Origin of the sequence: Dietzia papillomatosis NBRC 105045 (assembly GCF_001570845.1) — a bacterium.
In the GTDB taxonomy this organism is placed as follows: Bacteria; Actinomycetota; Actinomycetes; order Mycobacteriales; family Mycobacteriaceae; genus Dietzia; species Dietzia cinnamea.
The window spans coordinates 1-25,040 of sequence record NZ_BCSL01000033.1 but is presented as its reverse complement, the minus strand read 5'-3'; the positions used below and the strand labels follow the sequence as shown (position 1 = coordinate 25,040).

Annotated in this window: 20 protein-coding genes and 1 pseudogene; 10 read left to right on the top strand and 11 right to left on the bottom strand. The window is 72.1% G+C overall.

Annotated elements, in window-relative coordinates:
• Window positions 1-24 precede the first annotated feature (24 nt).
• Window positions 25-2,196, bottom strand: coding sequence for an acyl-CoA dehydrogenase family protein (locus DPA01S_RS11935; RefSeq protein ID WP_061916496.1), 2,172 nt, complete (start codon window positions 2,194-2,196; stop codon window positions 25-27).
• Window positions 2,197-2,411: 215 nt separating this feature from the next.
• On the opposite strand from DPA01S_RS11935, the gene kstR reads away from it, so the two are divergent.
• Window positions 2,412-3,170, top strand: coding sequence for a cholesterol catabolism transcriptional regulator KstR (gene kstR, locus DPA01S_RS11930; RefSeq protein WP_061916493.1), 759 nt, complete (start codon window positions 2,412-2,414; stop codon window positions 3,168-3,170).
• 295 nt (window positions 3,171-3,465) lie between these two features.
• On the opposite strand, the gene DPA01S_RS11925 is transcribed toward kstR, so the two are convergent.
• Complete coding sequence (locus DPA01S_RS11925; protein WP_198150760.1) at window positions 3,466-4,839, bottom strand: Glu/Leu/Phe/Val dehydrogenase dimerization domain-containing protein; 1,374 nt, start codon at window positions 4,837-4,839, stop codon at window positions 3,466-3,468.
• 94 nt (window positions 4,840-4,933) lie between these two features.
• Between DPA01S_RS11925 and DPA01S_RS11920 the strand changes: the two genes are divergently transcribed.
• On the top strand, window positions 4,934-5,854 hold the full coding sequence (locus DPA01S_RS11920; RefSeq protein WP_061916490.1) for a LysR family transcriptional regulator: 921 nt from the start codon (window positions 4,934-4,936) through the stop codon (window positions 5,852-5,854).
• Between the two features lie 4 nt (window positions 5,855-5,858).
• Here DPA01S_RS11920 and thpD read toward each other — a convergent pair whose 3' ends face one another.
• Window positions 5,859-6,722: an ectoine hydroxylase gene (gene thpD / locus DPA01S_RS11915; RefSeq protein ID WP_061916484.1), complete on the bottom strand. Its 864-nt coding sequence runs from the start codon at window positions 6,720-6,722 to the stop codon at window positions 5,859-5,861.
• 108 nt (window positions 6,723-6,830) lie between these two features.
• A complete protein-coding gene (locus DPA01S_RS11910; RefSeq protein WP_061916481.1) occupies window positions 6,831-7,853 on the bottom strand; it encodes a D-2-hydroxyacid dehydrogenase in 1,023 nt (340 codons plus the stop codon).
• Between the two features lie 86 nt (window positions 7,854-7,939).
• Here DPA01S_RS11910 and DPA01S_RS11905 point away from each other — a divergent pair, with 86 nt between their 5' ends.
• The 3 genes from DPA01S_RS11905 (at window position 7,940) to DPA01S_RS11895 (ending at window position 13,850) form a co-directional block, all read left to right on the top strand.
• Complete coding sequence (locus tag DPA01S_RS11905) at window positions 7,940-9,229, top strand: aspartate aminotransferase family protein (RefSeq protein ID WP_061916478.1); 1,290 nt, start codon at window positions 7,940-7,942, stop codon at window positions 9,227-9,229.
• An 83-nt stretch (window positions 9,230-9,312) separates the two neighbouring features.
• Complete coding sequence (locus tag DPA01S_RS11900; protein ID WP_061916517.1) at window positions 9,313-12,390, top strand: FAD-binding and (Fe-S)-binding domain-containing protein; 3,078 nt, start codon at window positions 9,313-9,315, stop codon at window positions 12,388-12,390.
• The gene (locus DPA01S_RS11895; RefSeq protein WP_061916475.1) at window positions 12,387-13,850 is read left to right on the top strand and encodes an NAD-dependent succinate-semialdehyde dehydrogenase; all 1,464 of its coding nucleotides are present in this window, start codon (window positions 12,387-12,389) and stop codon (window positions 13,848-13,850) included. The genes DPA01S_RS11900 and DPA01S_RS11895 overlap by 4 nt, the downstream gene beginning before the upstream one ends.
• 126 nt (window positions 13,851-13,976) lie before the next feature.
• Here DPA01S_RS11895 and DPA01S_RS11890 read toward each other — a convergent pair whose 3' ends face one another.
• The 7 genes from DPA01S_RS11890 to ehuB form a co-directional block, all read right to left on the bottom strand.
• A complete protein-coding gene (locus tag DPA01S_RS11890) occupies window positions 13,977-14,252 on the bottom strand; it encodes a WhiB family transcriptional regulator (RefSeq protein WP_061227448.1) in 276 nt (91 codons plus the stop codon).
• Between the two features lie 185 nt (window positions 14,253-14,437).
• Window positions 14,438-15,187 (bottom strand): GntR family transcriptional regulator, encoded by a 750-nt coding sequence (locus tag DPA01S_RS11885; protein WP_082767558.1) that lies wholly within the window; start codon window positions 15,185-15,187, stop codon window positions 14,438-14,440.
• Window positions 15,184-16,653: an amidase gene (locus DPA01S_RS11880; protein WP_061916472.1), complete on the bottom strand. Its 1,470-nt coding sequence runs from the start codon at window positions 16,651-16,653 to the stop codon at window positions 15,184-15,186. Before DPA01S_RS11880 ends, DPA01S_RS11885 begins: the two co-directional genes overlap by 4 nt.
• Before the next feature lie 85 nt (window positions 16,654-16,738).
• Window positions 16,739-17,500 (bottom strand): ectoine/hydroxyectoine ABC transporter ATP-binding protein EhuA, encoded by a 762-nt coding sequence (gene ehuA / locus DPA01S_RS11875; RefSeq protein WP_061916514.1) that lies wholly within the window; start codon window positions 17,498-17,500, stop codon window positions 16,739-16,741.
• A 103-nt stretch (window positions 17,501-17,603) separates the two neighbouring features.
• Window positions 17,604-18,248 carry an ectoine/hydroxyectoine ABC transporter permease subunit EhuD gene (gene ehuD / locus DPA01S_RS11870; RefSeq protein WP_061916469.1) on the bottom strand — a complete coding sequence of 215 codons (645 nt, stop codon included), beginning with the start codon at window positions 18,246-18,248 and terminating at the stop codon, window positions 17,604-17,606.
• Window positions 18,245-18,976 carry an ectoine/hydroxyectoine ABC transporter permease subunit EhuC gene (gene ehuC, locus DPA01S_RS11865; protein WP_061916467.1) on the bottom strand — a complete coding sequence of 244 codons (732 nt, stop codon included), beginning with the start codon at window positions 18,974-18,976 and terminating at the stop codon, window positions 18,245-18,247. Before ehuC ends, ehuD begins: the two co-directional genes overlap by 4 nt.
• 6 nt (window positions 18,977-18,982) lie before the next feature.
• The gene (gene ehuB, locus DPA01S_RS11860) at window positions 18,983-19,879 is read right to left on the bottom strand and encodes an ectoine/hydroxyectoine ABC transporter substrate-binding protein EhuB (protein ID WP_061916465.1); all 897 of its coding nucleotides are present in this window, start codon (window positions 19,877-19,879) and stop codon (window positions 18,983-18,985) included.
• 182 nt (window positions 19,880-20,061) lie between these two features.
• Here ehuB and otsB point away from each other — a divergent pair, with 182 nt between their 5' ends.
• The 5 genes and pseudogenes from otsB to DPA01S_RS11835 all read left to right on the top strand — a co-directional run bounded on the left by otsB (window position 20,062) and on the right by DPA01S_RS11835 (window position 24,862).
• Window positions 20,062-20,820, top strand: a complete 759-nt coding sequence (otsB, locus tag DPA01S_RS11855) for a trehalose-phosphatase (RefSeq protein ID WP_061227453.1) — start codon at window positions 20,062-20,064, stop codon at window positions 20,818-20,820.
• A gap of 155 nt (window positions 20,821-20,975) precedes the next feature.
• Window positions 20,976-22,052, top strand: a complete 1,077-nt coding sequence (locus DPA01S_RS11850) for a metal ABC transporter solute-binding protein, Zn/Mn family (protein WP_232303122.1) — start codon at window positions 20,976-20,978, stop codon at window positions 22,050-22,052.
• Between the two features lie 160 nt (window positions 22,053-22,212).
• Window positions 22,213-22,974, top strand: a pseudogene (locus DPA01S_RS11845) (metal ABC transporter ATP-binding protein); the annotation flags it as partial.
• Window positions 22,974-23,822 (top strand): metal ABC transporter permease, encoded by an 849-nt coding sequence (locus tag DPA01S_RS11840; protein ID WP_061227456.1) that lies wholly within the window; start codon window positions 22,974-22,976, stop codon window positions 23,820-23,822. The pseudogene DPA01S_RS11845 and the gene DPA01S_RS11840, both read left to right, overlap by 1 nt.
• 23 nt (window positions 23,823-23,845) lie before the next feature.
• Complete coding sequence (locus DPA01S_RS11835) at window positions 23,846-24,862, top strand: aminoglycoside phosphotransferase family protein (RefSeq protein ID WP_232303121.1); 1,017 nt, start codon at window positions 23,846-23,848, stop codon at window positions 24,860-24,862.
• Window positions 24,863-25,040: the final 178 nt, after the last annotated feature.

Sequence of the window (25,040 nt, the reverse complement as noted above, 5' to 3'; positions counted from 1 at the left end):
GGGGCGGGGGGCGACGGACGGAGGTCAGTCGCGGGGCAGGCCGAGGATGCGCTCGCCGACCACGTTGAGCAGCACCTGCTCGGTGCCGCCGGCGATCGACAGGCAGCGGACCATGAGGAACTTGCGGCCCTGCTCGGTGAACTCGACGCCGCCGGTGCCGGTGAGCTCCAGGCCGAACTCGGCGATGTCCTGGCGGTGGCGCACGCCGACGATCTTGCGGACGCTCGACTCGGCGCCCGGGCCGGAACCGGCGAGGCTGCGCAGCGCGGTGCGCAGGTCCAGCAGGTTGCCCACGACGCCGTCGGCGACGTGCTTGCCGAACTCGTCCAGCACCAGCGCGTCGTCCGAGACCCCGGCCACGTTGATGAGGCCGATGATCTCCTCCGCGGCGTCACCGAGGGAGGAGCCGCCGCCCATGGCCACGCGCTCGTTGGCCAGCGTCGTGCGGGCGATCTTCCAGCCGTCGTTCACCGTGCCGATCTGGAACTCGTCGGGCACGAACAGGTCCTCGAGGTAGACCTCGTTGAACAGCGCCTCGCCGGTGATCTCGCGCAGCGGCCGGGTCCGGATGCCCTCCGAGCGCATGTCCACCAGGAAGTAGGTGATGCCCTTGTGCTTGGGCGCGTCCTTGTCCGTGCGGGCCAGGCACATCGCCCAGTCGGCCTCGCGGGCCAGGGAGGTCCACACCTTCTGGCCGTTGAGCTTCCAACCGCCGTCGACCTTCTCGGCGGTGGTGCGCAGCGCGGCGAGGTCGGAGCCGGCGCCGGGCTCGGAGAACAACTGGCACCACCTGATCTTGCCGGCCATGGTGCCCGGCACCAGCAGATCGGCGTGCTCGGGGGCGGCCTGCAGGATGGTCGGCACCGCCCAGCCGCCGATCGTGATGTCGTGGCGGGTGACGCCGGCGGCCTCGAGTTCCTCGTCGATGAGCAGCTGCTCGGCCGGGCCCGCGCCCAGGCCCCACGGCTCGGGCAGGTGCGGCATGAACAGGCCGGTGTCGGCCAGGGCCTGCTTGCGCTCGTCGCCCTCCGCGGCGGCGACCTTCGCCACGAGTGCGCGGATCTCCTCGCGCGTGGCGTCCAGCCCGTCGATCTCGGACAGGTCGATGTCGAGGTGGCGGCGCCTGCCGGCGAGGGTGAGCTCGGCCAGGCTGCGTCGCCAGCGGGCGGACCCACCGATGATCTGGCGCAGCGCGCTCGCGCGCCGCATGTAGAAGTGGGCCTCGTGCTCGAAGGTGAAGCCGATGCCGCCGAGGATCTGGATGCAGTCCTGGGAGTTGCGCACGGCGTTGTCGAAGGCCAGCGCCCCGGCGACCGCGGCGGCGACGGGCAGCTCGGAGTCGGAGTCGGTGAGGTCCTCCGCAGCGACGGCGGCGTCCCACGCCAGCGCGCGGACCTGCTCGGTGCGGCAGAGCATGTCGGCGGCGAGGTGCTTGATGGACTGGAACGAGCCGATGGTGCGGCCGAACTGCTCGCGGATCTTTGCGTAGTCCACGGCGGTGGCGAGCGTGTAGTCGGCGACGCCCGCAGCCTCCGCCGCGGCCAGCGTGACGAACAGCTGGTGGACGTGCTCGGTGGTGATACCCTTGAGGATCCGGTCGGCCGGGATCGTCACGCCCTCCAGGCGAACGCGGCCGATCGAGGCCGAGATGTCGTACGGCGTCGACGGGGTGACCGTCACGCCCGCCGTGCCCGCCTCGAGCAGCGCCCAGCGCGTGGCGCCGTCGATCTCGACGGGCAAGAGCAGTCCTCCGCCGGGGGTGCCGCCGTAGGCGATGCCGGGGTCGCCGGTGACCTCACCCGAGCCGTCCAGCGTCGCGGTGCCGATGCCCAGGCACACGCCCACCGGCAGGCCACCCTCGGCGAGGGTCTCCCCCAGCGCCTGCGCCACGGCCCCGCCCGCACGGGAGACCAGCACCCCGGTCAGGGCGGTGGACAGCACCGGGCCCGGCGCCATGTGGGCGGCTGCGGTCTCGAGCATGCAGGCCAGGTCGACGATCTCCGCGCCGGCACCGCCGTGCTCCTCGGCGATCGCGACACCGAACAGCCCCAGCTCGGCGAGTCGGGGCCACACCGCCTTCCAGGCTTCCGGATCCTCCTCCTGAACGCGTACCGTAGCCACGGGATCGGCGGACTTCGCCCAGGCCTTGATCGAACTCTGGATCTCGGTCTGGTCCGGTGTGGTGGCGATACTCACTGCAGGCTCCTCGACTCGGGCGGGGGACGCGTACCCGGCGCGGGACGCGAGGGCCCGCGCGTACACGCCTACAATAGAACGTGTTCTAGGTAACGTGTTCTAGAATGCACCAGTAGGGTCCGATCGGTACACCCGGGTCCCCGCCCGGTACGCCAACCCGAGACCGCCAGCCCGATCAGCAGTCCCGATCCGACCAGCGCAGAAGGTTCGTTGCCATGACCAAGAGCTCGACCGAGACCGGCTCCGCCGCCGCGTCCGCCGCCGCCGCTACCAGAGCCGACGAGCCCAGTACGTCGTCGCAACGCGAGCGCCGTCGCCGGATCCTCGACGCCACGTTGGCCTTGGCCGCCAAGGGCGGGTACGAGGCCGTGCAGATGCGCGCCGTGGCAGAGAAGGCCGAGGTCGCCGTGGGCACCCTCTACCGGTACTTCCCGTCGAAGGTGCACCTGCTCGTCTCGGCGCTCGCCCGCGAGTTCCGCCGGCTCGATCAGCGCACCGAGCGTTCGGCCCCGCCCGGCGACACCGCGCAGGAGCGGATGAAGGTCGTGGTGGAAATGATCACCAAGTCGATGCAGCGCGACCCGAACCTCACCGAGGCCATGACGCGGGCCTTCATGTTCGCCGACGCCACTGTGGCCAACGAGGTCGAGGAGGTCGGCTTCCTCATGGACCGCATCATCGCCCGCGCGCTGGCACAGGGCGAACCGGACGAACTCCAGCTCTCGATCGCGCGCGTGGTCTCGGACGTGTGGATGTCCAACCTTGTCTCGTGGCTCACCCGGCGGTCGTCGGCCGCGGACGTCGCCACCCGGCTGGCGCTGACGATCGACCTGCTGCTGGGCACCGACGATTCGCCCCGCCGCGCGCGCCTACACACGGCGATCGGAAACGGGAACGGCAACGAGGCCGGTGAAGCCGACGCCGCCACCGGGATTGCCAGCGCTGGCGGGGCAGCCGACGCCGCCACCGGATAGGGTCGCCGGGGCCACCGGGGCCACCGGGGCTGTCGCGGGACGGGGCCGCACAGTCTGACAGTGCGCGTGCGGCGGGGCACATGAGCGTTCCCACGCAACCGCTCCCCCGCCCGGCCGCCCGCTCCTCAATCTGGCGTCTCGCTCCTACGCCTGTCCGCCTGAACTGCAGCCGCCCCTCGCGATGGCGTCTTGCCCACCCTTCGGGGCGAGCGAGACGCCATGGAGACGTGCGGCCGTGCGGGCTGCGGCGGGTGCGGGGCCCGGGCGCCTCGGGGGCGGGAGCCCGGGCCCGCGGTCAGGGCACGACGACCGGCGGCACCGTCCGGATCGCGCCGGAGACGTCGGCCGCCCACCGCAGCGGGCCGCTGGTCGGGTCCCAGCCGGCGAGTAGGTCCGCCACCTTCGCCGTCATCTCCCGTCCGAGACGTAGGAACGACGTCTCGGGCCGATCGTCGACCTCGCCGAGGATGAGCCACCACGCCCAGGCGACGGCGCCGGCGTTGGCCATGAAGTCCGGCAGCACCGCGATACCGCGGGTCGTGAGGTCGAGCTCCGCATCGGCGGTCGTGGCGGCGTTCGCGGCCTCCACGACGATCGGTGCCGTGACCTGCGCGCAGTTCTCGGCGGTGATCGCGTACGACACGGCGGCGGGAACCAGGACGTCGACGTCCATGCCGAGGATGCTGTCGCGGTCCAGACGCTGCACCCGGGCGGGTACGGCGGCGCGGTCGATCTCGCCGAAGCGGTCGCGGGTCGCCAGCAGCGCCGGGACGTCGAGGCCGGCGGGGTCGTAGAGTGTGCCGGCGGCGTCGGCGAGCGCGACCACCCGCATCCCGGCCTCGTGCAGATACCAGGCGGCGCCACCGCCCATGGTGCCGACGCCCTGGATCGCGACCGACGTGCGCTCGATGTCCCAGCTGCGCACGTGCGCTGCCGCGAGGCACGCCTGCGCGACGCCGTAGCCACCGATCACGTCGCCCAGGAGCCCACCCGGGACCTCGGCGTTGAGCCCGCGGAAGATCCGATCGGCCGTGGCCGCGGGGTCAGCGGACCGCTCGATCGCCGCGTGGTACGACTGCCTCATGCCGAGGCGGCCGAAGACCTCGTCGATGAGGTGCTGCGGTACGCCCAGGTCCTCGGCGGTCACCCAGTGCCGGTCGAGGAACGGGCGCATAGCCTCGCAGAAGCGGCCGAGCACCTCGACGGCCCGCGGGTCCTTGGGGTCGAAGTCGATTCCGCCCTTGGCCCCACCAACGGGTAGGTCGAAAGCCGCGGTCTTGCGGGTCATTCCGCGTGCCAGGTCCTCTACCTCGCGGAGGGTGCATCCGGCGCGCATGCGGGTGCCGCCGGTGGCCAGGCCGACGACGAGCGTGTCCACGACGAGGTAGCCGCGGGCGCAGGTCTGATCGTCCTCCCAGTGCAGGCGCAAGTAGGGTTCGCGGCGGGAACTCGACGTCTCGGCCGGGGCCGTGGCCGGGGTCAGGGCCGGCGCCGTGGCCGAGGTCAGGGCCGGAGCTGTGGCCGGTGCGGAAACGGCCTGTGCGTCGGGCACGGTCTGCGGGCCGGCCCCCGTGTGGCCGGTCGTGCCCGGGATCTCGATGGATGTCATGGTGCTCGCCTCCTCGGCGACCTCGTCCGTCGGCGGGTCCGGCGGGGGTGTCCCCAGCATGGGTCCGCGTCCCCGGGCGGGTCCAGCGAGACTTCGTGGACCCGACCGTTCACTTTTCCTGCACGTTCGACCCGGGGGCTCCTACTCTCGGGGCATGGAGCCGTCCCTGCACCGCCTGCGGTTGCTCCACGAACTGGAGCGACGGGGCACCGTCACCGCGGTCGCCGCGGGCCTGGGGTACACCGTCTCGGCCGTGTCGCAGCAGCTCTCGCTGCTCGAGCGCGAGGCGGGGACGCCCCTGTTCGAGAAGCGGGGTCGTGGTCTCGCGTTGACGGAGGCGGGACTCGTGTTGGCGGAGCACGCGCGCACGATCCTGTCCGCGGTGGAGGACGCGAGCCACGCGATGGAGTCGGCGAGGGCGGGCGTCGGGACGACGCTCACGGCCGGGGTATGGGCGTCGGTGGCCACCACGCTGCTGCCGGCCGGGATCGCGATCCTGTCCCGCGACCATCCGGGAATCGTCGTGCGCAGCCACGAACTGGCCCCGGAGGACACGGCGGGCGCGGTCCGCGACGGCTCGCTGGACCTGTCGTTCGTGCTGGACTACTCGAGCTACGCGATGGCGGACGTGCCGGACCTCGTGCGGTTGCCGATCGCGCGGGAGGCCCTGCACGCGGTGGTGCCGCGCGGGTCGATGCCGACCGCGCAGGTGTCGTTGTCCGACCTCGCGGGGGCGCCGTGGGTGGTCGCGCACCCGCGCTCGCACTTCGGCCGGGCGGTGCGGATCGCGTGCCGGGAAGCGGGCTTCGAGCCGGAGGTGCGCCACGAGGCGGGTGAGCAGTCCACGGCATTGGCCCTGGTCGCCGCCGGCCTCGGCGTCACGCTCGCCTCCGATCTCGGCCTGACCACGTTCGCTGCCGACGTGGACGTTCTGCCGCTGAGGGACGGGCTCACCAGGACGGTGTCGATCACCCATCGTCGCCGCGACGCCCGGAGGCGCCCGCTCCAGGCGTTCGTCGCGGCGTTCACGGCCGCCGCCCGGGAGGTCGGCCTGGACCCCCCGGGCGGGGCGTGAGACCTCAGGGCCGACGCGCGAGGAAGTCCGGGCGCGGCGGCGTGCCCGCGAACGGCTCGGCGAGCTCGTTCTCGACGCTGTTGAACACGATGAACACGTTGGCGCGCGGCAGCGGGGTGATGTTGCCACCCGAGGCGTGCAGCGCGTTGCAGTCGAACATCGTCATGGAGCCCGCGCCGCCGGTGAGGACGTCGAGTCCGTGCTCGCGGTACATCTCGGTGATGTGCTCCTCGGACGGAACGCCCACCTTCGGCGCGGTCGTCACGAGCGACTCCTTGTAGTAGTCCTCGGGCGTCTCACCGGCGCACTGGACGTAGTACTTGTGCGTGCCCGGCATGATCATCAGCGGACCGTTGTAGGTCTCGTTGGGCGTGAGCGCGATCGAGGCGCTGCAGGCGCGCGGCTTGGGCATGCCGTCCTCGGCGTGCCACGTCTCGAAGTCCGAGTGCCAGTAGAACGCGCCGCCGGCGAAGCCGGGCTTGTAGTTGAGCCGGCTCTGGTGAACGTACACATCGGATCCGAGGATCTGGCGGGCCAGATCGATCGCGCCGGACTGCTCGACGGCCTCCCACACGACCTCACTGAGCTCGTGCACGTCGAAGATCGACCGGACGGCCCGGCCGCCCTCCTCGCGGATGATGCGGGGATCGTCCTTCATCGCGGGGTCGTCCCCGAACCGTCGGAGCTCCTCCCAGCAGGCGTCGATCCGGCTCTGGTCCAGGGCGCCCTCGCGCTGGACGAATCCCTTCTCCTCGAACTCGAGCACCTCGGGATCCTGGCTGCTCCCCCAGATGACGGGGTCCCGGCGCTCGACGATCTCCGGGCGCCCGGTCACGCGGGTCTGGTAGTCATCAACGGCAATGGTCACTACGACTCCTTTCTCTCCTCAGCCTGAAAACCCCGGCTGACTCGGGAAAACGAGGGGTGCCGCCCTCGTGGGGCCGACCGTATCCGTGGCGACGATCTCGGACAACTCTCAGCCGCTGACGTATCCTCGACTCTTGTCCACGGCGGGACCTGGCTCGCCGCCGGCGAGCCACGTGCGCAGGTGATCGCGGAATTGTGCGGAGAGCGTGTCGCGCCAGCCCACGACGTCGCCGGACATGTGCGGGCTGATGTGCACGCCCCCCAACGTCCAGAGCGGGTCGCCCTCGGGGAGAGGTTCGACGACGAGGACGTCCAGGTGCGCGGAGAGCCTGCCCGACGCGATCTCGGCCGTGAGAGCGTCCTGATCGACCAGCTGTCCGCGACCCACGTTCACCACGTGTGCGCCGTCGGGAAGGGCGGCCAGCTCCGTGGGCCCGAGCATCCCCCGGGTCGCCTCCGTCAGCGGCGCCACCATGACGAGATGGTCCACGTCGCCGAGATGGTCGACCAGGCGGGCCGAGTCCAGGACGCGGCCGAAGTCCTCGTCGTCGTCGCGCGGTCGACGTCCCGCCCCGGCCACGTCGAGTCCGACCGCCCGCAGGAGCCTCGCGGTGGCCCGTCCGATCCCGCCGGTGCCCACGACCAGGGCGCGCCGTCCCGCCACCCGGGTCGTCTCCCGGTGGCACCAGCGCCCCGCGCGCTGCAGCGCCTCGGTCTCGTGGAGGCGCTTGTCGTGGGCCATCACGCACGCCAGGACGTATTCGGCGATGGGACCGTCGAAGACGCCGCGGGCGTTGGTGACCAGGACGTCGGAGTCGCGCAGCTCGTCGAAGAGCAGCTTGTCGACACCGGCGGCGGCGACGTGCACCCAGCGCAGCGAGTCCGCGGCGGGCCAGGCCGAGGCCAGGGCGTCGGAGAAGATGTCCCATACCAGCAGGATCTGCGCGCCGGGCAGCGCGTCGGCGAGGGTGTCGGCCGTGCACGCGCGCACGTCGGCGAGGCCACGGATCTCGTCGAGCGTGGTGGGCGGCTCGACGCCGTCCGCGGTGAGCACGACGACGGTGGGCCGGGAGTCGCGGGCGGGGCTCGGGTCGGTGCGGCGGTCGGTGCGGCGGTCGGTGCGGCGGTCCATGCGGCCACGGTAGCGCGGCCGTCCGATCGCGTCGCGCGATCGTCGGATTGTTGACAATCGACCGGGCGCGGCCACACACTGACCGCATGACCGCGCACCTGTCGCCCCTTCTCAAGCAGGCCACGCCCGTCGTCGTGGACCACGCCCTCGGCTCGTGGATCCACGGCACCGACGGCCGCGACTACCTGGACTTCACCACCGGCATCGGCGTGACCAGCACCGGCCACTGCCACCCCGACGTCGTGGCGGCCGCGCGGGAGCAGTGCGGGAAGATCATCCACGCGCAGTACACGACCGTCATGCACCAGCCGCTGCTCGAGCTCACCGCCAAGCTCGGCGAGCACCTGCCGGCCGGCATCGACTCGGTGTTCTACGCCAACTCGGGTTCCGAGGCCGTCGAGGCCGCCGTGCGGCTGGCGCGGATGGCCACGGGCCGGCCGAACATCGTCACCGTCCAGGGCGGCTTCCACGGCCGCACGGTGGCCGCCGCGAGCCTCACCACCGCCGGGACCCGCTTCTCCGCCGGCTTCTCCCCGCTCATGGGCGGCGTGGTGATGACCCCGTTCCCCCACGCGCTGCGCCACGGGTGGACCACCGACGAGGCCGTGGACTTCGCGCTGGCCGAGCTCGACTACCTCATGGCCACCCGCGTCGATGCCCGCGAGATCGCGGCGTTCCTCATCGAGCCCGTCCTGGGCGACGGCGGGTACATGGCCACTCCCCCGCGCTACCTGCAGGGACTGCGCGAGCGCGCCGACCGGATCGGCGCGCTGCTCGTGCTGGACGAGGTCCAGGCAGGCATCGGGCGCACCGGCCGTTTCTGGGGCCACCAGCACACCGAGGGCCTGGTCCCGGACGTCATCATCACCGCCAAGGGCATCGCCTCCGGCTTCCCCATCTCCGCGATCGCGGCACCCACCGAGCTCATGGCCAAGGCCTGGCCCGGCTCCCAGGGCGGCACCTACGGCGGCAACGCCGTGGCGGCCGCGGCCGGGGTGGCGACGCTCGGCGTGGTCGAGCGCGAGAGCCTCGTGCAGTGCGCGGCCGAGCGCGGAGCCCAGCTCCTCGACGGACTGCGGCGTAGCCTGGCGGACGTGAGCGAGATCTGCGACATCCGCGGTACCGGGCTCATGCTGGGCGTCGAGTTCGGCGACCCGACCGCGCCCGCCGGCAGCGCCGGCGCGCTCGAGGCCGCGCGCCTGGCGACGGCCGTCCAGCAGGCGTGCGTGGACGAGGACCTGCTCACCCTGACGTGTGGGCCGACCGGGTCGGTGGTGCGCCTCATCCCGGCTCTGGTGGTGACCTCCGAGGAAGTCGACGCCGGCGTCGAGCGCTTCACCCAGGCCGTGCACCGGGTGCGCGACGGGGCGGCGTGACCGCCCGCGTCGACGCGACCGCGCCCGGCCGCGCCGGCGGGTCCGGCGGGTCCGGCGGGTCCGGCGGGTCCGGCGGGTCCACGGTGACGGTTGACGAGCTGGTCGACGCGCTCACCGCCGCGGGTTTGGCCCCGGAGGCCGATCGCCGCCGGGTCGCCGAGTACTCCTACGACGCCTCCAACTACCGGGTCACCCCGGCCGCGGTGCTCTTCCCCCGCTCGGAGGCCGAGGTCGCCACCGCGCTCGCCGTGTGCCACCGCCTCGGCGTACCCGCGACCGCCCGCGGCGGCGGTACCTCGATGGCCGGCAACTCCGTCGGCACCGGGCTGGTGCTGGACCTGTCGCGGCACATGCACCGGGTGCTGGCCGTAGACGAGGCTGCGCGGACGGTCACCGCCGAGGCCGGCACCGTCCTCACCGCCCTGCGCGCCGCGGTTCACGCCGCGACCGACTCGCGACTGACCTTCGCCCCCGATCCCTCGAGCCAGTCGCGGGCGTGCCTGGGCGGGGCGATCGGCAACGACGCGTGCGGGAACCACTCCGTGCGTCACGGCCGGACCGCCGACCACGTCGAGGCGCTGCGCCTGGTCACCGCCGACGGCCTGCGCCTCACCGCCACGCGCCGAGGCGTCGAGGCCACCGACGCCGGGGACGCGGCCGCCGCCGCGCGCGCCGAGTACCTCACGGCCGAGCTGCGCGACCTGGCCGCCGCTCATCTGGCCGCGATCCGCACCGAGCTCGGCCGCATCCCCCGCCAGGTCTCCGGCTACCACCTGCGGCACCTGCTGCCGGAGGAGGGCTTCGACGTGGCCCGCGCGCTGGTCGGCTCCGAGGGCACATGCGCGATCGTCACCGCCGCGACCATGCGCGCCGTGCCCCGGGCCGCGCGCACCGGCCTGCTGGTAGTGGGGTACGCCGACGTCGTGGACGCCGCCCGCGACGTCCCGGCGATCCTGCGCCACCGCCCCACGGCGGTGGAGGGGATCGACGAGGTGATCGTGGCGACCATGCGGCAGCGCCGCGGCGCCGACGCCGTGGCCGATCTGCCCTCCGGGCGCGCGTGGCTTTTCGTGGAACTCGACGACGACGGGAACGACGACGAGCACGACGACGAGGCGGGCGGCGCCGGTGGTGGGCTCGGGGCCCGGATGACGCGCGTGGCCGACGAGCTGGCCGGGGACGGTCACGCCCTCGAGGCCCTCGTCGTGACGGATCCGGTGACCCGCGCCGACCTGTGGCGGGTCCGCGAGGACGGCGCCGGCCTGAGCTCCCGGCTCACCGATCCCGCCACCGGCGCCACCATCGAGTCCTGGCCCGGCTGGGAGGACTCGGCCGTGCCGCCCGAGAGGCTGGCCGACTACCTGGCCGAGTTCCGCGAACTGCTCGCACGGCACGGGCTCGCCGGCGTGATGTACGGCCATTTCGGCGCCGGATGCATGCACATCCGGATCACCTTCGACCTGCGCTCGGACGCCGGGCGGGCGGTCTTCCGCGCCTTCTGCACCGACGCCGCCCACCTCGCCGTGCGCCACGGCGGCTCCCTGTCCGGTGAACACGGGGACGGCCGCGCCCGTTCGGAACTGCTGCCGCTGATGTACTCGCCGGAGATGCTGGGCGCGTTCGAGGGTTTCGCGCGCATCTGGGACCCCGCGGGGCTGCTCGCACCCGGTGGCCTCACCGCCACCCGGCCGGTCGACGCCGACCTCGCCCTGGCCGGCGTCGGGCCCGGGATCGGCCGGCGTGACCTGGGACTGCTCACCTCCGCCGACGGTGCTCACCCCGTGCAGGCCTGCATCGGGGTCGGCCGCTGCCGCACGTCGACCGGCGGCGTGATGTGTCCGTCCTTCCGCGCGACCGGCGACGAGAAGGACTCCACCCGCGGTCGGGCCCGCGTCCTGCAGGAGGTCGTGCGTGGCACGATCGGCGTGGACGACCCGGCTGTCGAGGAGTCGCTCGAGCTGTGTCTGGCCTGCAAGGCGTGCTCCTCGGACTGCCCCACCGGCGTCGACATGGCCACGTTCAAGGCCGAGGCGCTGCACCGCCGCTATCGCCGACGCGTCCGGCCGCGCGTCCACTACTCCCTCGGCCTGCTCCCGCTGTGGCTGCGCGGGACCACCCGCGCCGCGGGGCCGCTCAACGCCCTGCTCGCCACCCCGCTCGGGCGGGCCGGCGCCCGGCTCGGGGGGATCACCGGCGAGCGCGCGCTGCCGCGGTTCGCCTCGGCCCGGCAGCTCCGCGACGAGCTCGCCCGGGTCCCGGCCAGCGTGTGGCACGTGCGCGACCTGGCCCGGCGATCGGGCAAGGGATCCGCTGCCGGTACGGGCGCGGTCGCCGGTTCGGGCGGCCGGGCGGTTGCGCGGACCTCGGCCGAGGTCGTGCTGTTCCTCGACTCGTTCACCCGGGGACTGCGCCCGCACGTCGCCGGCGCCGCCGCCCGCGTCCTGGGCGGCTCGCACACCTCCGTCGCCTGCTCGGCCGGCCACTGCTGCGGCCTCACCCACGTCACGACCGGCCGACTGGACGCCGCCCGACGCACCATGCGCGCGACCACGCGTCACCTCGACGCGATCCGCGGGCCGGACGGGGCGGAAGTGCCCGTCGTCGTCGTCGAACCGTCCTGCGCGGCCACGCTGCGCGGCGACCTCCCCCACCTCCTCGCCGACACCCCCGACGCCGACGCGGCCCGGCGCGTCGCGGCGCGGATCCGCTCCTCGGCCGACCACCTCGGCCGCCTCGCCTCCGAGGGCCGGGCGCCCGCCTGGCCCGGCGGCACCGCGCCCGACCGCGTCACCGTGCAGACCCACTGCCACGAATACGCGACGTTCGGCAACCGCGTGCAACGCGCGACGCTCACCGCCCTCGGCGTGGGCTCGGTCCGCGAGGCCACCGGCTGCTGCGGCGTCGCCGGCGACTTCGGCTTCACCGCCGGCCACGAGGCCGTCACCGCCGCCGTCGCCGAACAGGCCCTCGCACCCGCCCTGCGCGCCGACCCCGACGCGCCGGTCCTCACCGACGGGTTCTCGTGCGCCACCCAGACCGGTGAACTCGGCCGTACCGGGCGACACCTCTTCGAACTCCTCGATCCCGATCCCGCCGATTCCGACCCCTCCAGCCCCGATCCCGACGCCACCGTCCCGCCCACCACCAGGAGGCCCCAATGACCCGCTCCGTCACCGACATCATCGCCGGACTCGGCACCGGCGTGTACGTGGACGGGCAGTGGCGCGACGCCGCCTCCGGCGCCACGTTCGACGTGGTCAACCCGGCCACCGGCGAGGCCATCGCCACCCTCGCCGACGGCGGGGCCGACGACGCCACCGCCGCGATCGCCGCTGCCGGGCGGGCGCAGGAGAGCTGGGCCGCCGTCCCCGCGCGCGAGCGCGCCGAGATCCTGCGCCGGGCCTACGAGCTGCTGGTGTACCGCGCCGACGAGATCGCCCTCCTCATGACCACCGAGATGGGCAAGCCGCTGGCCGAGGCGCGCGGCGAGGTCAGCTACGGCGCCGAATTCTTCCGCTGGTTCTCCGAGGAGGCCTCCCGCATCCACGGCGACGCCCGCCGCTCCCCCGACGGCAAGACCCGACTCATGGTGACGCAGGAGCCGGTGGGCCCGTCCATCCTCATCACCCCGTGGAACTTCCCTCTGGCCATGGCCACCCGCAAGATCGGCCCGGCCGTGGCCGCCGGCTGCACCATGGTGTTCAAACCCGCCAACCTCACGCCGCTGACCTCCCTGTACGTGGTGGACGTCCTGCGCGAGGCCGGTCTGCCCGAGGGCGTGCTCAACGTGGTGTGCACGACCGACGCCGGCGGCGTGGTGGAGCCGTGGATCGACTCCGGGATCGCCCGCAAGCTCTCCTTCACCGGCTCCACACCCGTAGGCCGGAAGCTGCTCGAGCAGTGCTCGCGCGGCGTGCTGCGCACCTCCATGGAGCTCGGCGGGAACGCCCCGTTCGTGGTCTGCGAGGACGCGGACATGGACACCGCCGTCGACGCCGCCATGGCCGCCAAGATGCGCAACATGGGCGAGGCGTGCACGTCCGCCAACCGGATCCTCGTGCACCGGTCGGTGCTGGACGAGTTCGGTCGCCGACTGACCGAGCGGATGGCCTCCCTCACCGTGGGCGACGGCACCGCCGAGGGCACCGACGTGGGACCGCTGGTCGAGGAAAAGGCCGTCGACAAGGTCGCCGAGCTGGTCGACGACGCCGTGAGCCGCGGTGCCGCGGTGCTTACCGGCGGCACCCGCGGCGAGGGCCCCGGCTTCTTCTACCCGCCCACCGTCCTCACCGGCGTCACCCCGGACGCCAGGTTGATGTCCACCGAGATCTTCGGCCCCGTCGCCGCGCTCGTGCCGTTCGACACCGATGACGAGGCCGTCGCGCTGGCCAACGACACCGAGTACGGGCTGGTCTCGTACGTCATGACCGAGAATCTCGACCGCGCGATGACGATGTCCGAGCGGCTCCAGGCCGGCATGGTCGGCATCAACGTGGGCGTCGTCTCCAACCCGGCAGCGCCGTTCGGCGGGATCAAGCAGTCCGGGCTCGGCCGCGAGGGCGGGACGACGGGGATCGAGGAATTCCTCGAGACCAAGCTCGTCGCGATCCCCGTGCGCTGACAGGGCGACCGGGGGCGAGAGCGAAGAAAATCCGCTACCCCGGCACCGGATCCGCTACCTCCACAGGGGTAGCGGATCAGGCGTCCGAGTAGCGAATTTCGGGTGTCGCGCGAACACAGGGAGGGTCTAGCCGGTGCGCACCCGGCCGGCCTGGCGGTGGCGCTCGGCCTCGGTCATCCCGCCCCACACGCCGTACAGCTCACGGTTGTACGTGGCGTGGCGGCGGCAGGCGTCGATGACGGGGCATTGCGCGCAGAGCTTCTTGGCCGCGGTCTGCTTGCGGCGCCGCGTCGCCTTGGCCTCATCCTCCCCGTTGTAGAACAGGTCCGGAATGTCCCGACACCGACCGAGATCTGCCCACGCCCACTGCTCGTCGGTCTTGGTCAACACGCTGTGCTGCATCTTTCCCTCCCACCGTCCGTTCCAGCTTCCGTCACATCGGAGGTGATTCGGCACACCCCCACGGGTGGGATGGGTCGGCACCGCTAAAGTTCCTTCATGCGCGTGACGATCACGGCCATCAACGCCTTTCCGCTGGTCATCGCCGGTGTCGAGGTGCGCGTCAGACGGCCGCGCGCCGGGGGTGGTCAGACGGCCTGGCCGGATCCGAGGACCCGCGCGAGACCGTCCCTCATGTGGTCGACCAGCAGCGCGCGGGCCGGGCCCGGGTCGGCCGCGCGTACCGCGTCGGCGATCGCGCGATGCTCGGCGAGCCGCGACGCGGCGTCCGAATAGGTACCCCGCATGGCGTGTAGGCACATGCTCGTCTCGACCAGCACCGTCTCGTGCACGCGCGACAGTCGCGGGCTCCGCGCGGCCTCGACGAGGGCGTGGTGGAAGTCCAGATCCGCCGCGACCATGGCCGCCGATCGCGGCTCGGCGGCGAGGGCGGCCATCGCGTCGACGGCGGCGTCGAGCGCGTCGGCCGTGTCGGCCCCCAGTCCCAGGTCGAGTACGCGGTCGAGGGCGGCCGTCTCCACCGTCGTGCGCAGCAGGTACATGTCCTCGACGGCCTCGGGGGTCAGGTCGGCGACGAACAGCCCGCGGTTGCGGTGGGAGACCAGGAGGCCCTCCTGCGTCAACCGCTGCATGGCCTCGCGCAGGGGGCCGCGGCTCACGCCGAGCGAACGCGCCAACGCGGCCTCGCCGAGCTGGGTGCCCGGGCCGAACGTGCCGTCGGAGATCGCACGACGGAGCGTGCGCGCGATGAGCGACGGAGTCGACTCGCGGACGACGGGGGCCAGGCCCGGGGCGGACTCCGCGGCGGGTGCTGCGGCCGGCCCGGTGGCGGATGCTGCGGCCGGCCCGGTGGCGGATTCCGGAACCGGAGTCGTCATCGGTCATCGCCCCCGGCGCCGGCGTGGACCAGGGGCGTCGGCACCACCCTGCCCAGCGCGGCCTCGAGGGCGGCGCCGACGCGGACGACGAGCCGGTCCTCGAAGCGGGCCCCCACCACCTGCAGGCCCACCGGCAGCCCGGCGTCGGTCATCCCGCACGGGACGCTCAGCGCCGGCTGCTGGGTCATGTTGAACGGATAGGTGTAGGGCGTCCACGAGGTCCAGTCGGGGCTGTGCCAGCCCGGCGGCACGTCCGACCCCGCGGCGAAGGCCGGCATCGGGGTGGTGGGCGTGATGAGGATGTCGTACTGCTGGTGGAAGTCGGCCATCCTCGCCCCGAGCGCCATGCGGACGGCCACCGCGTCCAGATAATCGGCGGCGGAGTAGTCGCTGTACCGCCCGAGGGCCTCGCGCATCGACGGGTCCACGCGCTCGATCGCGCCCGGCCCGTGCGGCGCGAGGACCGCGGCCAGACCCGCGAACCACAGGACGTGGAACGCGTCGACTGGGTCGGTCACGCCCGGGTCGACGGTGTCGACGTGCGCCCCGAGCTCGGAGAGGACGCCGACCGCGCGGGTGACCTCGCGCTCGACGTCGGCATCGTTCCTACCGAAGCCCAGCGTGGGACTGTAGGCGACCCGCAGCCCCTCGAGCGGGCGCTCGCCCCGCGTCCCCTCGGTCGCCGCGGCCAGGTACCCACCGGGCCCGGGCGTGGTGGCACGTGCGGGGACGGCGGACCAGTCCCGCGGGTCGGGGCGGAGCAGAGCGTCCATGAACGCGGCGGTGTCGAGCACGGTGCGGGTCATCGGCCCGGCGTGCGCGAGCGTTCCGAACGGGCTCGACGGGAACATCGGGATGACCCCGTAGGTGGGCTTGAGAGCGACGATCCCACAGAACGCTGCGGGGATCCGGACCGAGCCGCCGCCGTCGGTACCCAGTGCGAGCTGACCGAGCCCGGCGGCGACCGCCGACGCCGCCCCACCGCTCGAGCCGCCCGGGGTCAGGGCCGGGTCGTGCGGATTGCGGGTGATCCCGGTGAGCGTGTTGTCGGTGACGCCCTTCCAGGCGAACTCCGGGGTCGTGGTCTTGCCGATCACCACGCAGCCGGCCTCACGGACCGCGGAGGTCACCGGGGCGTCGTCGGGCCACGACGCCGGATCGGTGGCGCCCGGTTTGTCGGCCAGTAGGTGGGAGCCCCGCAGCGTCGGGACCCCCCGGGTGTAGAAGATGTCCTTGATCGACGTCGGCACCCCGTCGAGCGGACCGAACGGCGCACCGGTCCTGTAGCGCTCCTCCGAACGCCGGGCCTCCGCGAGGGTCGCCTCGCGGTCGACGTGGCAGAAGGCGTTGATCCCCCCGTCGACCCGCTCGATGGCGTCGAGTGTTTCCTCGGCCGACTCCACCGGGGAGTATGCACCGTCACGGAAACACTCGGCGAGCTCAAGTGCCGTCAGGGTGAATGTCATACAGGCACCTTCCGCCGGACCGTCTGATTGTCGACAATCGTACAGCTTCGCTGCGCACGGTCAAGGTCCGGCCGTCGCGCGGACCTCAGCGGTCGAGGACGGCCTTGAGGAACGTGCGGGTCCGCTCCTGCTGCGGGTCGGTGAAGATCGCTTCCGGCGTCCCCTCCTCGACGATCTTGCCCTTGTCGAACACGAGCACGCGGTCGGCGACGTCGCGGGCGAAGCCCATCTCGTGGGTGACGATGAGCATCGTGATGTCGGTGGACTCGGCGATCATCCGGAGGACCCCTAGCACGTCCGCGACCAGCTCCGGGTCGAGGGCCGAGGTGACCTCGTCGAGCAGCAGGATGTCCGGGTCCATGGCTAGCGCACGGGCGATGGCGACACGCTGCTGCTGGCCGCCCGAGAGCGTGGTGGGGTGGGCGTTCTCCTTGTCCGAGAGCCCCACGGTGGCCAGGAGTTCCCGCGCCCGCGCCTCCGCCTCCTCCTTCGATCTGCCCAGGACGTGGATGGGCGCCTCGGTGATGTTCCTCAGCACCGTCATGTTGGGGAACAGGTTGAACTGCTGGAACACCATGCCGATCTTCGATCGGACGGCGCGCAGATGCTTCTGAGAGGGCTTGACCAGCTTGCCGTCCCTGAGCTGGTGGGTCAGCGGCTCGCCCTCCACCCAGATCACGCCGTCGTCCACCGACTCGATCGTCATCAGCAGCCGCAGGATCGTCGTCTTGCCCGATCCGCTCGGTCCGATCAGTGCCACGCGCTCGCCGCGCCGCACGGTGAAGTCGAGGTGGTCCAGGACGGTGTGGTCGCCGAACTTCTTGACCACCTTCTCGAACACCACCATCGGGGCGTCGTCGGCGCCCGTGGACCCCGGCCCGGCCGATGGCGTGTGACCGGCGGGGGCGGCGTCGCCGGCCGGGGTGGTGTCGCCGGCCGGGGTGGTGTCGTCAGTAGGCAAGGGACTTCTCCAGTCTCCGGATGAGAATCGATGTCGGGTAGCTCGCGAGCAGGAAGATCACGCCGGCGAGCGTGATCGGCTCGAGGTACTGGAAGTTCCGGGCGCCGTACTGCTGCGCTGCCGTGACCATCTCCACCACGGTGATGGCGAAGAGGAACGGGGTGTCCTTGAACAGCGAGATCGCATAGTTGCCGAGCGCCGGGATGGTGTTGCGGATCGCCTGCGGGAGCACGACCGCCCGCCACGTCCGGCCCGCGGGCAGGGACAGCGCCTGCGCGGCCTCCCATTGTCCGCGCGGCACGGCGTCGATGCCCGCGCGATACACCTCCGCCATGTAGGTCGCGTAGTGCACGCCGATCACGCCGATGCCGATCTGCAGCGCGGTGAACTGTGGGAGCAGGAAGTAGGCGAACAGCAGCTGAACCACGAGCGGGGTGAGCCGGATGAACTCGGTCACCATCCGCAGGGGCACCGTGATCACCGCGGGCGCGGCCCGACGGAGCACCGCCACGACCAGTCCCAGTGCGGCGGCGATGAGGAATCCCACCACGGTGGCGAGCAGCGTGATCCTGAAGCCCTCGAGCAGGACGGGCACGGCCTCGGCGGCGCGTTCCCAACTCCAGTCGACACTCATCGTCCGACCCCCACTGCCTCGTCGACCCGTTCGGGACGCAGACTCAAGACCTCACGCATCGACGGCCCGTCGCCGAGTCGGGACTTCGCGCCGACCTCGAGCATGTTCATGAACAGGGTGAGGACGTAGGCGATGAGGAAGTACAGCACCAGTCCGATCCCGAAGGCGAAGACGGTGTCACCGGTGACCCGCCGCAGCTCGCCGATGTGGAAGGTCAGATCCTGGAGCAGGATGAAGCTGGCCAGTGCACTGCCCTTGAGCAGCTGGATCAGCAGATTGTTGAGCGGCGGGATCATCTGCACCCACGCCTGCGGGAAGACGATCCGGTACAGGCGCTGCCACGACGTGAAGTTGAGGGCCAGCGCGGCCTCCCACTGCGGGGCCGGCACGGCCGCCAGCGACCCGCGGACCACCTCGGCCGCATACGCCCCGTAGTTGAGCCCCAGCGCCAGGATCCCGCAGAACAGCGGGTCGAGCTCGTAGCCGAGCAGCGGCAGGACGAAGAACAGCCAGAACAGCTGCACCAGGAGGGAGGTCCCGCGGAAGAACTCGACGATCGTCCTCGACACCCCGCGGATGAGCATGAAGCGGGAGCCCGCCGCGACACCCAGCACGAGCGCCAGCGCGAACGCCAGGGCCGCGCCACCGAGAGTGAGGTAGATGGTGGTGACGATGCCTTCCTGGAAACGCGGCCACGCCTCCAGGAAGGCATCGATATTACTGTCCACCGCCGACTACTCGACCCCGGCGCACAGGTCGGCGGTCGTCAGTTCGGGATCGGGCATCTCTTCTTCCGTGAACCCGAACTCGCCCACGATGGAGAGATACTTCTCCGGGTCGGAGGTGATCTTCGCCAGCTCCTCGTTGTAGGCGTCCAGCAGCTCCTTGTCGTCGGTACGGAACACGGTGCCGCCGGCGCCGACCTGCGGCACCCCGTTGATCTCGGCGACGAACGACTGGGTGACCTCGACGGGCGCGTCGGGGTTGTTGTTCTTCATCCAGTTGAGCGAGATCCCGGTCAGCGCGAAGACGTCGGCGCGCCCGGACGTCACCGCGTCCATCCCGTCCTGCGGCGTGGCGACCTGCATCGAGTCGATGCCCAGCTCGGTCGCGTAGTCGGACTCGATCGCGCCCGTCATGGTCGCCAGCCGCGCCCCGCTGTCCGCCACCGACTGCATGTCGGTGAGGTTCATCGGGTTGCCCTCCTCGACCATGAGCGCGGTGGTGTAGTTGAACTCCGGCTCGCTGAACGCGGCCTGCTCGCAGCGCTCCGGCAGGATCGACATCCCCGCGCTGACCACGTCGAAGCGGTTGGCCTGCAGGCCGGGGATCAGGGCGCCGAAGTCGGCGTTCACGCCCTCGACGGTCTCGATGCCCAGGTTGCCGAAGATCTCCCGGTGCAGCGCGACGGTGGCGCCGGTCAGCTCTCCGTTCTCCATGAACGAGTACGGTGCCTCCCCTGCGAAGCCGACGGTCACGCTGCCGCGCTCCTGCAGCGTCTGCAGCAGGCTGGAGTCGTCATCGGTGTTCGTCGAGGTACACCCCGTGAGCGCCAGCCCGGCCACCACGACGGCGGCGACCACGCCCTTCGAACGACGGCGGACGGATGTTCTCAGCGCTGATGGTGCCATGGTCTTCAACCTTCCGATCGCGGTCGGACACCAGGCTCACCCGTGTGCCCGAATCCTCGTGCGCTCTCCGGTGCGTGATCGCCACGCCCGACTGGTGGTTCCTATGGGTTTGCTTAACGTAGCACGCGTCACATCGCCAGTAGAGGGTTTTTCACTTCGCCACCGCGCCTATCCTGAGCCACATGACGCCACCCGAGACGCTCGACGAGGCCCTCCGACGCGCTGCCGCGGCGCCCACCCTGGTGGTGGCGTGCGACTACGACGGCACGCTCGCGCCGTTCGTCGACGACCCCACCAGCGCTGTGCCCGCGCCCGGTGCCGTGGACGCGCTGGCGCGCCTCGCGGACCTGCCCCGCACGACGGTGGCGCTGCTGTCGGGCCGCAACCGCGCCGCACTGTCCGAGGTGAGCGGCGCGGGCGCGCCGGTGGTGCTGGTGGGGAGCCACGGGTCGGAGTGGGAGGGCGGTTTCGACTCGCCCCTCGACGACGACGAGGTGGCGCTGCTCGAGCGGGTGCGCTCCGAGCTGGAGGACATCGTCTCCCGCACCCCCGGCGCCCACGTCGAGACCAAGCCCACCGCCGCCGTCCTGCACGTCCGGCCGGTGCCGGATCCCGCTGCTCGCGACCGTGCGCAGTCCGAGGCCATGGCCGGGCCGGCCGCTCTCGACGGGGTGTTCGTCACCGAGGGCAAGAACGTGGTCGAGATCGCCGTCCGCGAGGCGAGCAAGGGCGCGGCCATCGAGAAGATGGTCGAGCAGACCGGCGCCGAGGTCGCGCTGTTCATCGGCGACGACGTCACGGACGAGCGCGGTTTCGCACGCCTACGCCCGCAGGACGTGGGCATCAAGGTCGGGGAAGGCGAGACCGCGGCCGCCCACCGCGTGGCCGACATCCCCGCGGTCGTCGAGCTGCTCGGTACCCTCGCCGACCTGCGCAGCTGACATCGCGGCGTGCGCGGCCGCCCTCGCCGCAGGCGTCGACGACGTCCCGTCACGCACCGGCCCACACGCGTCTCGCACCCCCGGATTCACACGCCGCGGCCTCCGCGGTTCTACACTTAACGACAACGGTTCCCATTACTACGAGAGTGGTGCTCGTGTCGTCGACCCCCCGCCAGAAGCGCATCCCCCCACGCCGAGCGCTGGCCGCGCTCGCGGTGACCCTGCTCGGCGCGGGCACGCTCGCCGCCTGCGGCGCCGACGGTCAGGCCGCCACCGACGACGGCGACCGCCCCCAGGTGGTCGCCTCGACGACCGTGTACGCCGACATCGCCGAGCAGGTGGCCGGCGACAACGCGACGGTGGAGTCCGTCATCTCCGACCCGGCGGCCGATCCCCACTCCTACGAGGCCAGCCCGGCGGACGCGGCGTCCGTCGGCACCGCCGACCTGGTGATCTACAACGGCGCCGGATACGACGGATTCGTGGACCTCGCGCTCGAGAACGCCGACGACGTGCCGGTCGTGCGGGCCGTCGACGAGTTCACGCGCGTCACCGGGGGCGTCGTTGCCGGCCACGACCACGCCGGCCACAACCACGCCGGCCACGACCACTCCGACGACGAGCACGCCGGCGAGGAGCACGGCGACGACCACGGAGAAGGGGGCCACGAGCACGGTGGCGCCGACGAGAACGAGCACGTGTGGTTCAGCCTGCCCACCGTCGCGGCCGTCGCCGAGCGCGTCGGCGAGGAACTCGCCGCGATCGACGCCGAGCACGCCGAGGAGTACCGCGCCAACGCCCGCGCCTTCGCCGACGCCCTGGGGCCACTCGAGGCCGAGCTCGAGGAGATCCACGACCGCGGCCACTTCCCGTACGCCCAGACCGAGCGGGTCGGCGCGCACCTGTTCGACGCCGCACACCTGACCGACCTGACGCCGCGCGGGTTCCTCGCCTCCGTCGAGAACGACACCGACCCGTCCGCCGTCGACCTCGCCGCCCTGCTCGATCTGCTCGCCGAGCGACGGGTCGCCTTCCTGGCCTTCAACACCCAGACCGAGACCTCCGTGACCGCCCGCGTCCGCGACGCCGCGGAGGAGGCGGACCTCGTCGTCGTCGACCTCACCGAGACCCTCCCCGAGGGCACCGACTACCTGAGCTGGATAACCGGGATCGTCGACCGGGTGGCCGGCGCGCTCGCCGACGCCGCCCCTGTGGCCGACGTCGGGCACTGATCGGATGGAGACCGACCCGACGGGCACCGACCCCGCCGCCGACCCCGCCGCCGACCCGTCCGCCGACCACGAGCGCGGCGCCCCCGGGCCCGGTCCGGTCGTCTCCTTGCGGGGCGTCACCGTCTCGCGCGGCGGCCGCACCCTCATCCGCGACCTCGACCTCGATGTGCGGCCCGGCGAGTTCGTCGCCGTCCTCGGGCCCAACGGCGCCGGCAAGACCACCCTGCTCAAAGTCCTGCTCGGCGAGCACCGCCCCGACGCCGGAAGCGTCCTCGTCGACGGCCGGCCGCCGGGCGACCGCGCCACCCACCTCGGCTACGTCCCGCAGCAACGCGCGTTCGACCCCGGCATCACCCTGCGCGGCCGCGACCTCGTCGCCCTCGGGATCGACGGCACCCGCTGGGGACCCGGCCGGCCGTCCCGGCGCGCCGACAAGCGCCGCATCGTCGCCGACTCCCTCGCCCGCCTCGAGGCCACGACATTGTCCGACAAGCCGCTCGGGCGGATGTCCGGAGGCGAACAACAGCGTGTGCGCGTCGCCCAGGCCATCGCCGCCGACCCGTGTGTCATGCTCTGCGACGAACCGCTGCTCAGCCTGGACCTCACCGGTCAGCGCACCGTCGCCTCCGTCCTCGATCACCGACGCCGCGAGCACGACACGGCGGTCGTGTTCGTCACCCACGAGATCAACCCGGTCCTGCCGATGGTCGACCGGATCGTCTACCTCGTCGACGGGCGGCACCGCATCGGCACTCCCGACGAGGTGTTCACCAGCGAGGTCCTGTCCGAGCTGTACTCCTCCCCCGTCGAGGTGTTGCGCGTGCGCGGACAGATCATCGTGGTGGGCGACACCCAGCACCTGTGTACCGAGCCCTGGACCACGGGACACCACCACGACCACACCGGGGACGGAGCGCACTGATGGACCGCCTGCTCGAGATCGTCGAGTCCATCGCCGACACCGAGACCACCGCCTACCTGCTGCAGCAGGACTTCGTGATCTTCGGTCTCGCCGCGATCGCGCTGCTCGGCCTGCTCTCCGGCGCGATCGGACCGTTCATCATCATGCGGCAGATGTCGTTCTCCGTCCACGGCGCCAGCGAGCTCGCCTTGACCGGTGCCGCCGCCGCGCTGCTGTTCGGGCTCAACCTCGGCCTGGGGGCCATCGTGGGGTCGGTGATCGCGGCGCTGATGTTCGGGATCATGGGCTCGCGGGCCTCCCAACGAGACTCCTCGATCGGGGTCGTGCTGGCGTTCGGCCTCGGGCTCGCGGTGCTGTTCATCCACCTCTATCCCGGGCGGTCCGGCACCAGTTTCTCCCTGCTCACCGGGCAGATCGTCGGTGTCTCCGAGAACGGCCTCGTGCAGATGGCGGTGGTCGCGGCAATCATCTGCGTGGCGCTCATCGCGCTGTACCGGCCGCTCGTGTTCTCCTCCGCCGACCCCGAGGTGGCCGCGGCGCGCGGTGTGCCCGTGCGGGCGCTCAACATGATCTTCGCCGTGCTCGTGGGGCTCGCGGCGGCGCAGGCCGTACAGGTGGTGGGCGCGCTGCTCGTGCTCTCCCTGCTCATCACCCCCGCCGCCGCGGCGGCCGCCGTCACCTCCAGCCCCGCGAAGGCCATCGGGCTGACGATCCTCTTCGCCGAGCTCGCCGCCGTGGGCGGGATGTTGCTCTCGCTCGCCCCCGGCGTGCCCGTCTCGGTGTTCGTCACCACCGTCTCGTTCGTCATCTACCTGGCATGTCGCGCGGTGGCGGCGGTCCGGCGCTGACCCCCGGTACTAGCGTGTGAGCCGTGAACAGCGACCACAGTGCTCACCCCGATGGTGGCCCCGCGGGCGCCGGCTCTCCGGTTACCGGCCCGGGTGCTCATCCTGATGGTGGCCCCGGTGCTCATCCCGCCGCCGCCGGGCTCGCGGCCATCCGCGCCGACTACCCCACACTGAGCTGGGACCGCGCCGAGCGGGTCGACGAGGGCTGGGACCACGTCGTGGTGATCTGCCACGGCTGCCACGGAGACGACGCCCTCGGGCACCGCGATCTGGTCTTCCGTTTCCCCGACGACGAGCAGGCGCTCACCCAGCTGCCCACCGAGATCGCGGTCCTGGAGCACCTCGCCGGGCGTGTGGAGGCGGCACTCCCCCGCTACTCGCACGCTCCCGAACACGGGCGGTTCGCCGGCTACCCGCTGGTGCGCGGTCAGCGCCTCACCCCGGAACTGCTGCACAGCCTGCCCCACCCTGAGAAGACGGTCATCGCGGGCCAGCTGGGCGCACTCCTGTCCGCGCTGCACATCCAGGACGTCTCGGGCCCGCCGCTCGACCGGGTCCCGTACTCCTACCAACCCGAGAACCTGGACTTCGTGCGCGGCATCGTCGCCCACGACCTGCCGTCGGTGTTCACCCCCGACGAGATGCGCACCGCCCACGAGATCTGCGACGAGGTCGGCGCGTTACAGTCCACCCTGCTGCCGCGGGTGTTCCTCCACAACGACGTCTACTCGCGCCACCTGTACTGGGACCGGGACTCCGCCCCCGGCCAGCTGGGGCTCATCGACTTCACCGACATGTGCCTGGGAGACCCGGCCGTGGACTTCGCCGAACTGTACGAATACGGCCCGCGCTTCGTCGAGGGCGTCCTGGCCCGGTACGTCGGCCGGGTCGACGACACCTTTCTCGACCGGGCGTGGACGTACCAGCGGCTCGCCGCGCTCTACATGATCGCGGGCCACCTCTACTACGGGGTCGAGACGTGGGAGTACGCGCGCGCGGCGTTCGACCGCTGCCGGTCACCCCACCGCCCGCGGGCCTGAGCACGAAACAGGGCCCGCGCCACTCGCAGCCGCTCCCCGACATGGCGTCTCGCACCCGAAACTACCCGGCCAGAACACAGCCGCGCGTCGGCATGGCGTCTCGCTCCCGAAACTGCCCGGCCAGAACACAGCCGCGCGTCGGCATGGCGTCTCGCCAGCCCCGATGCCCGAGCGAGAC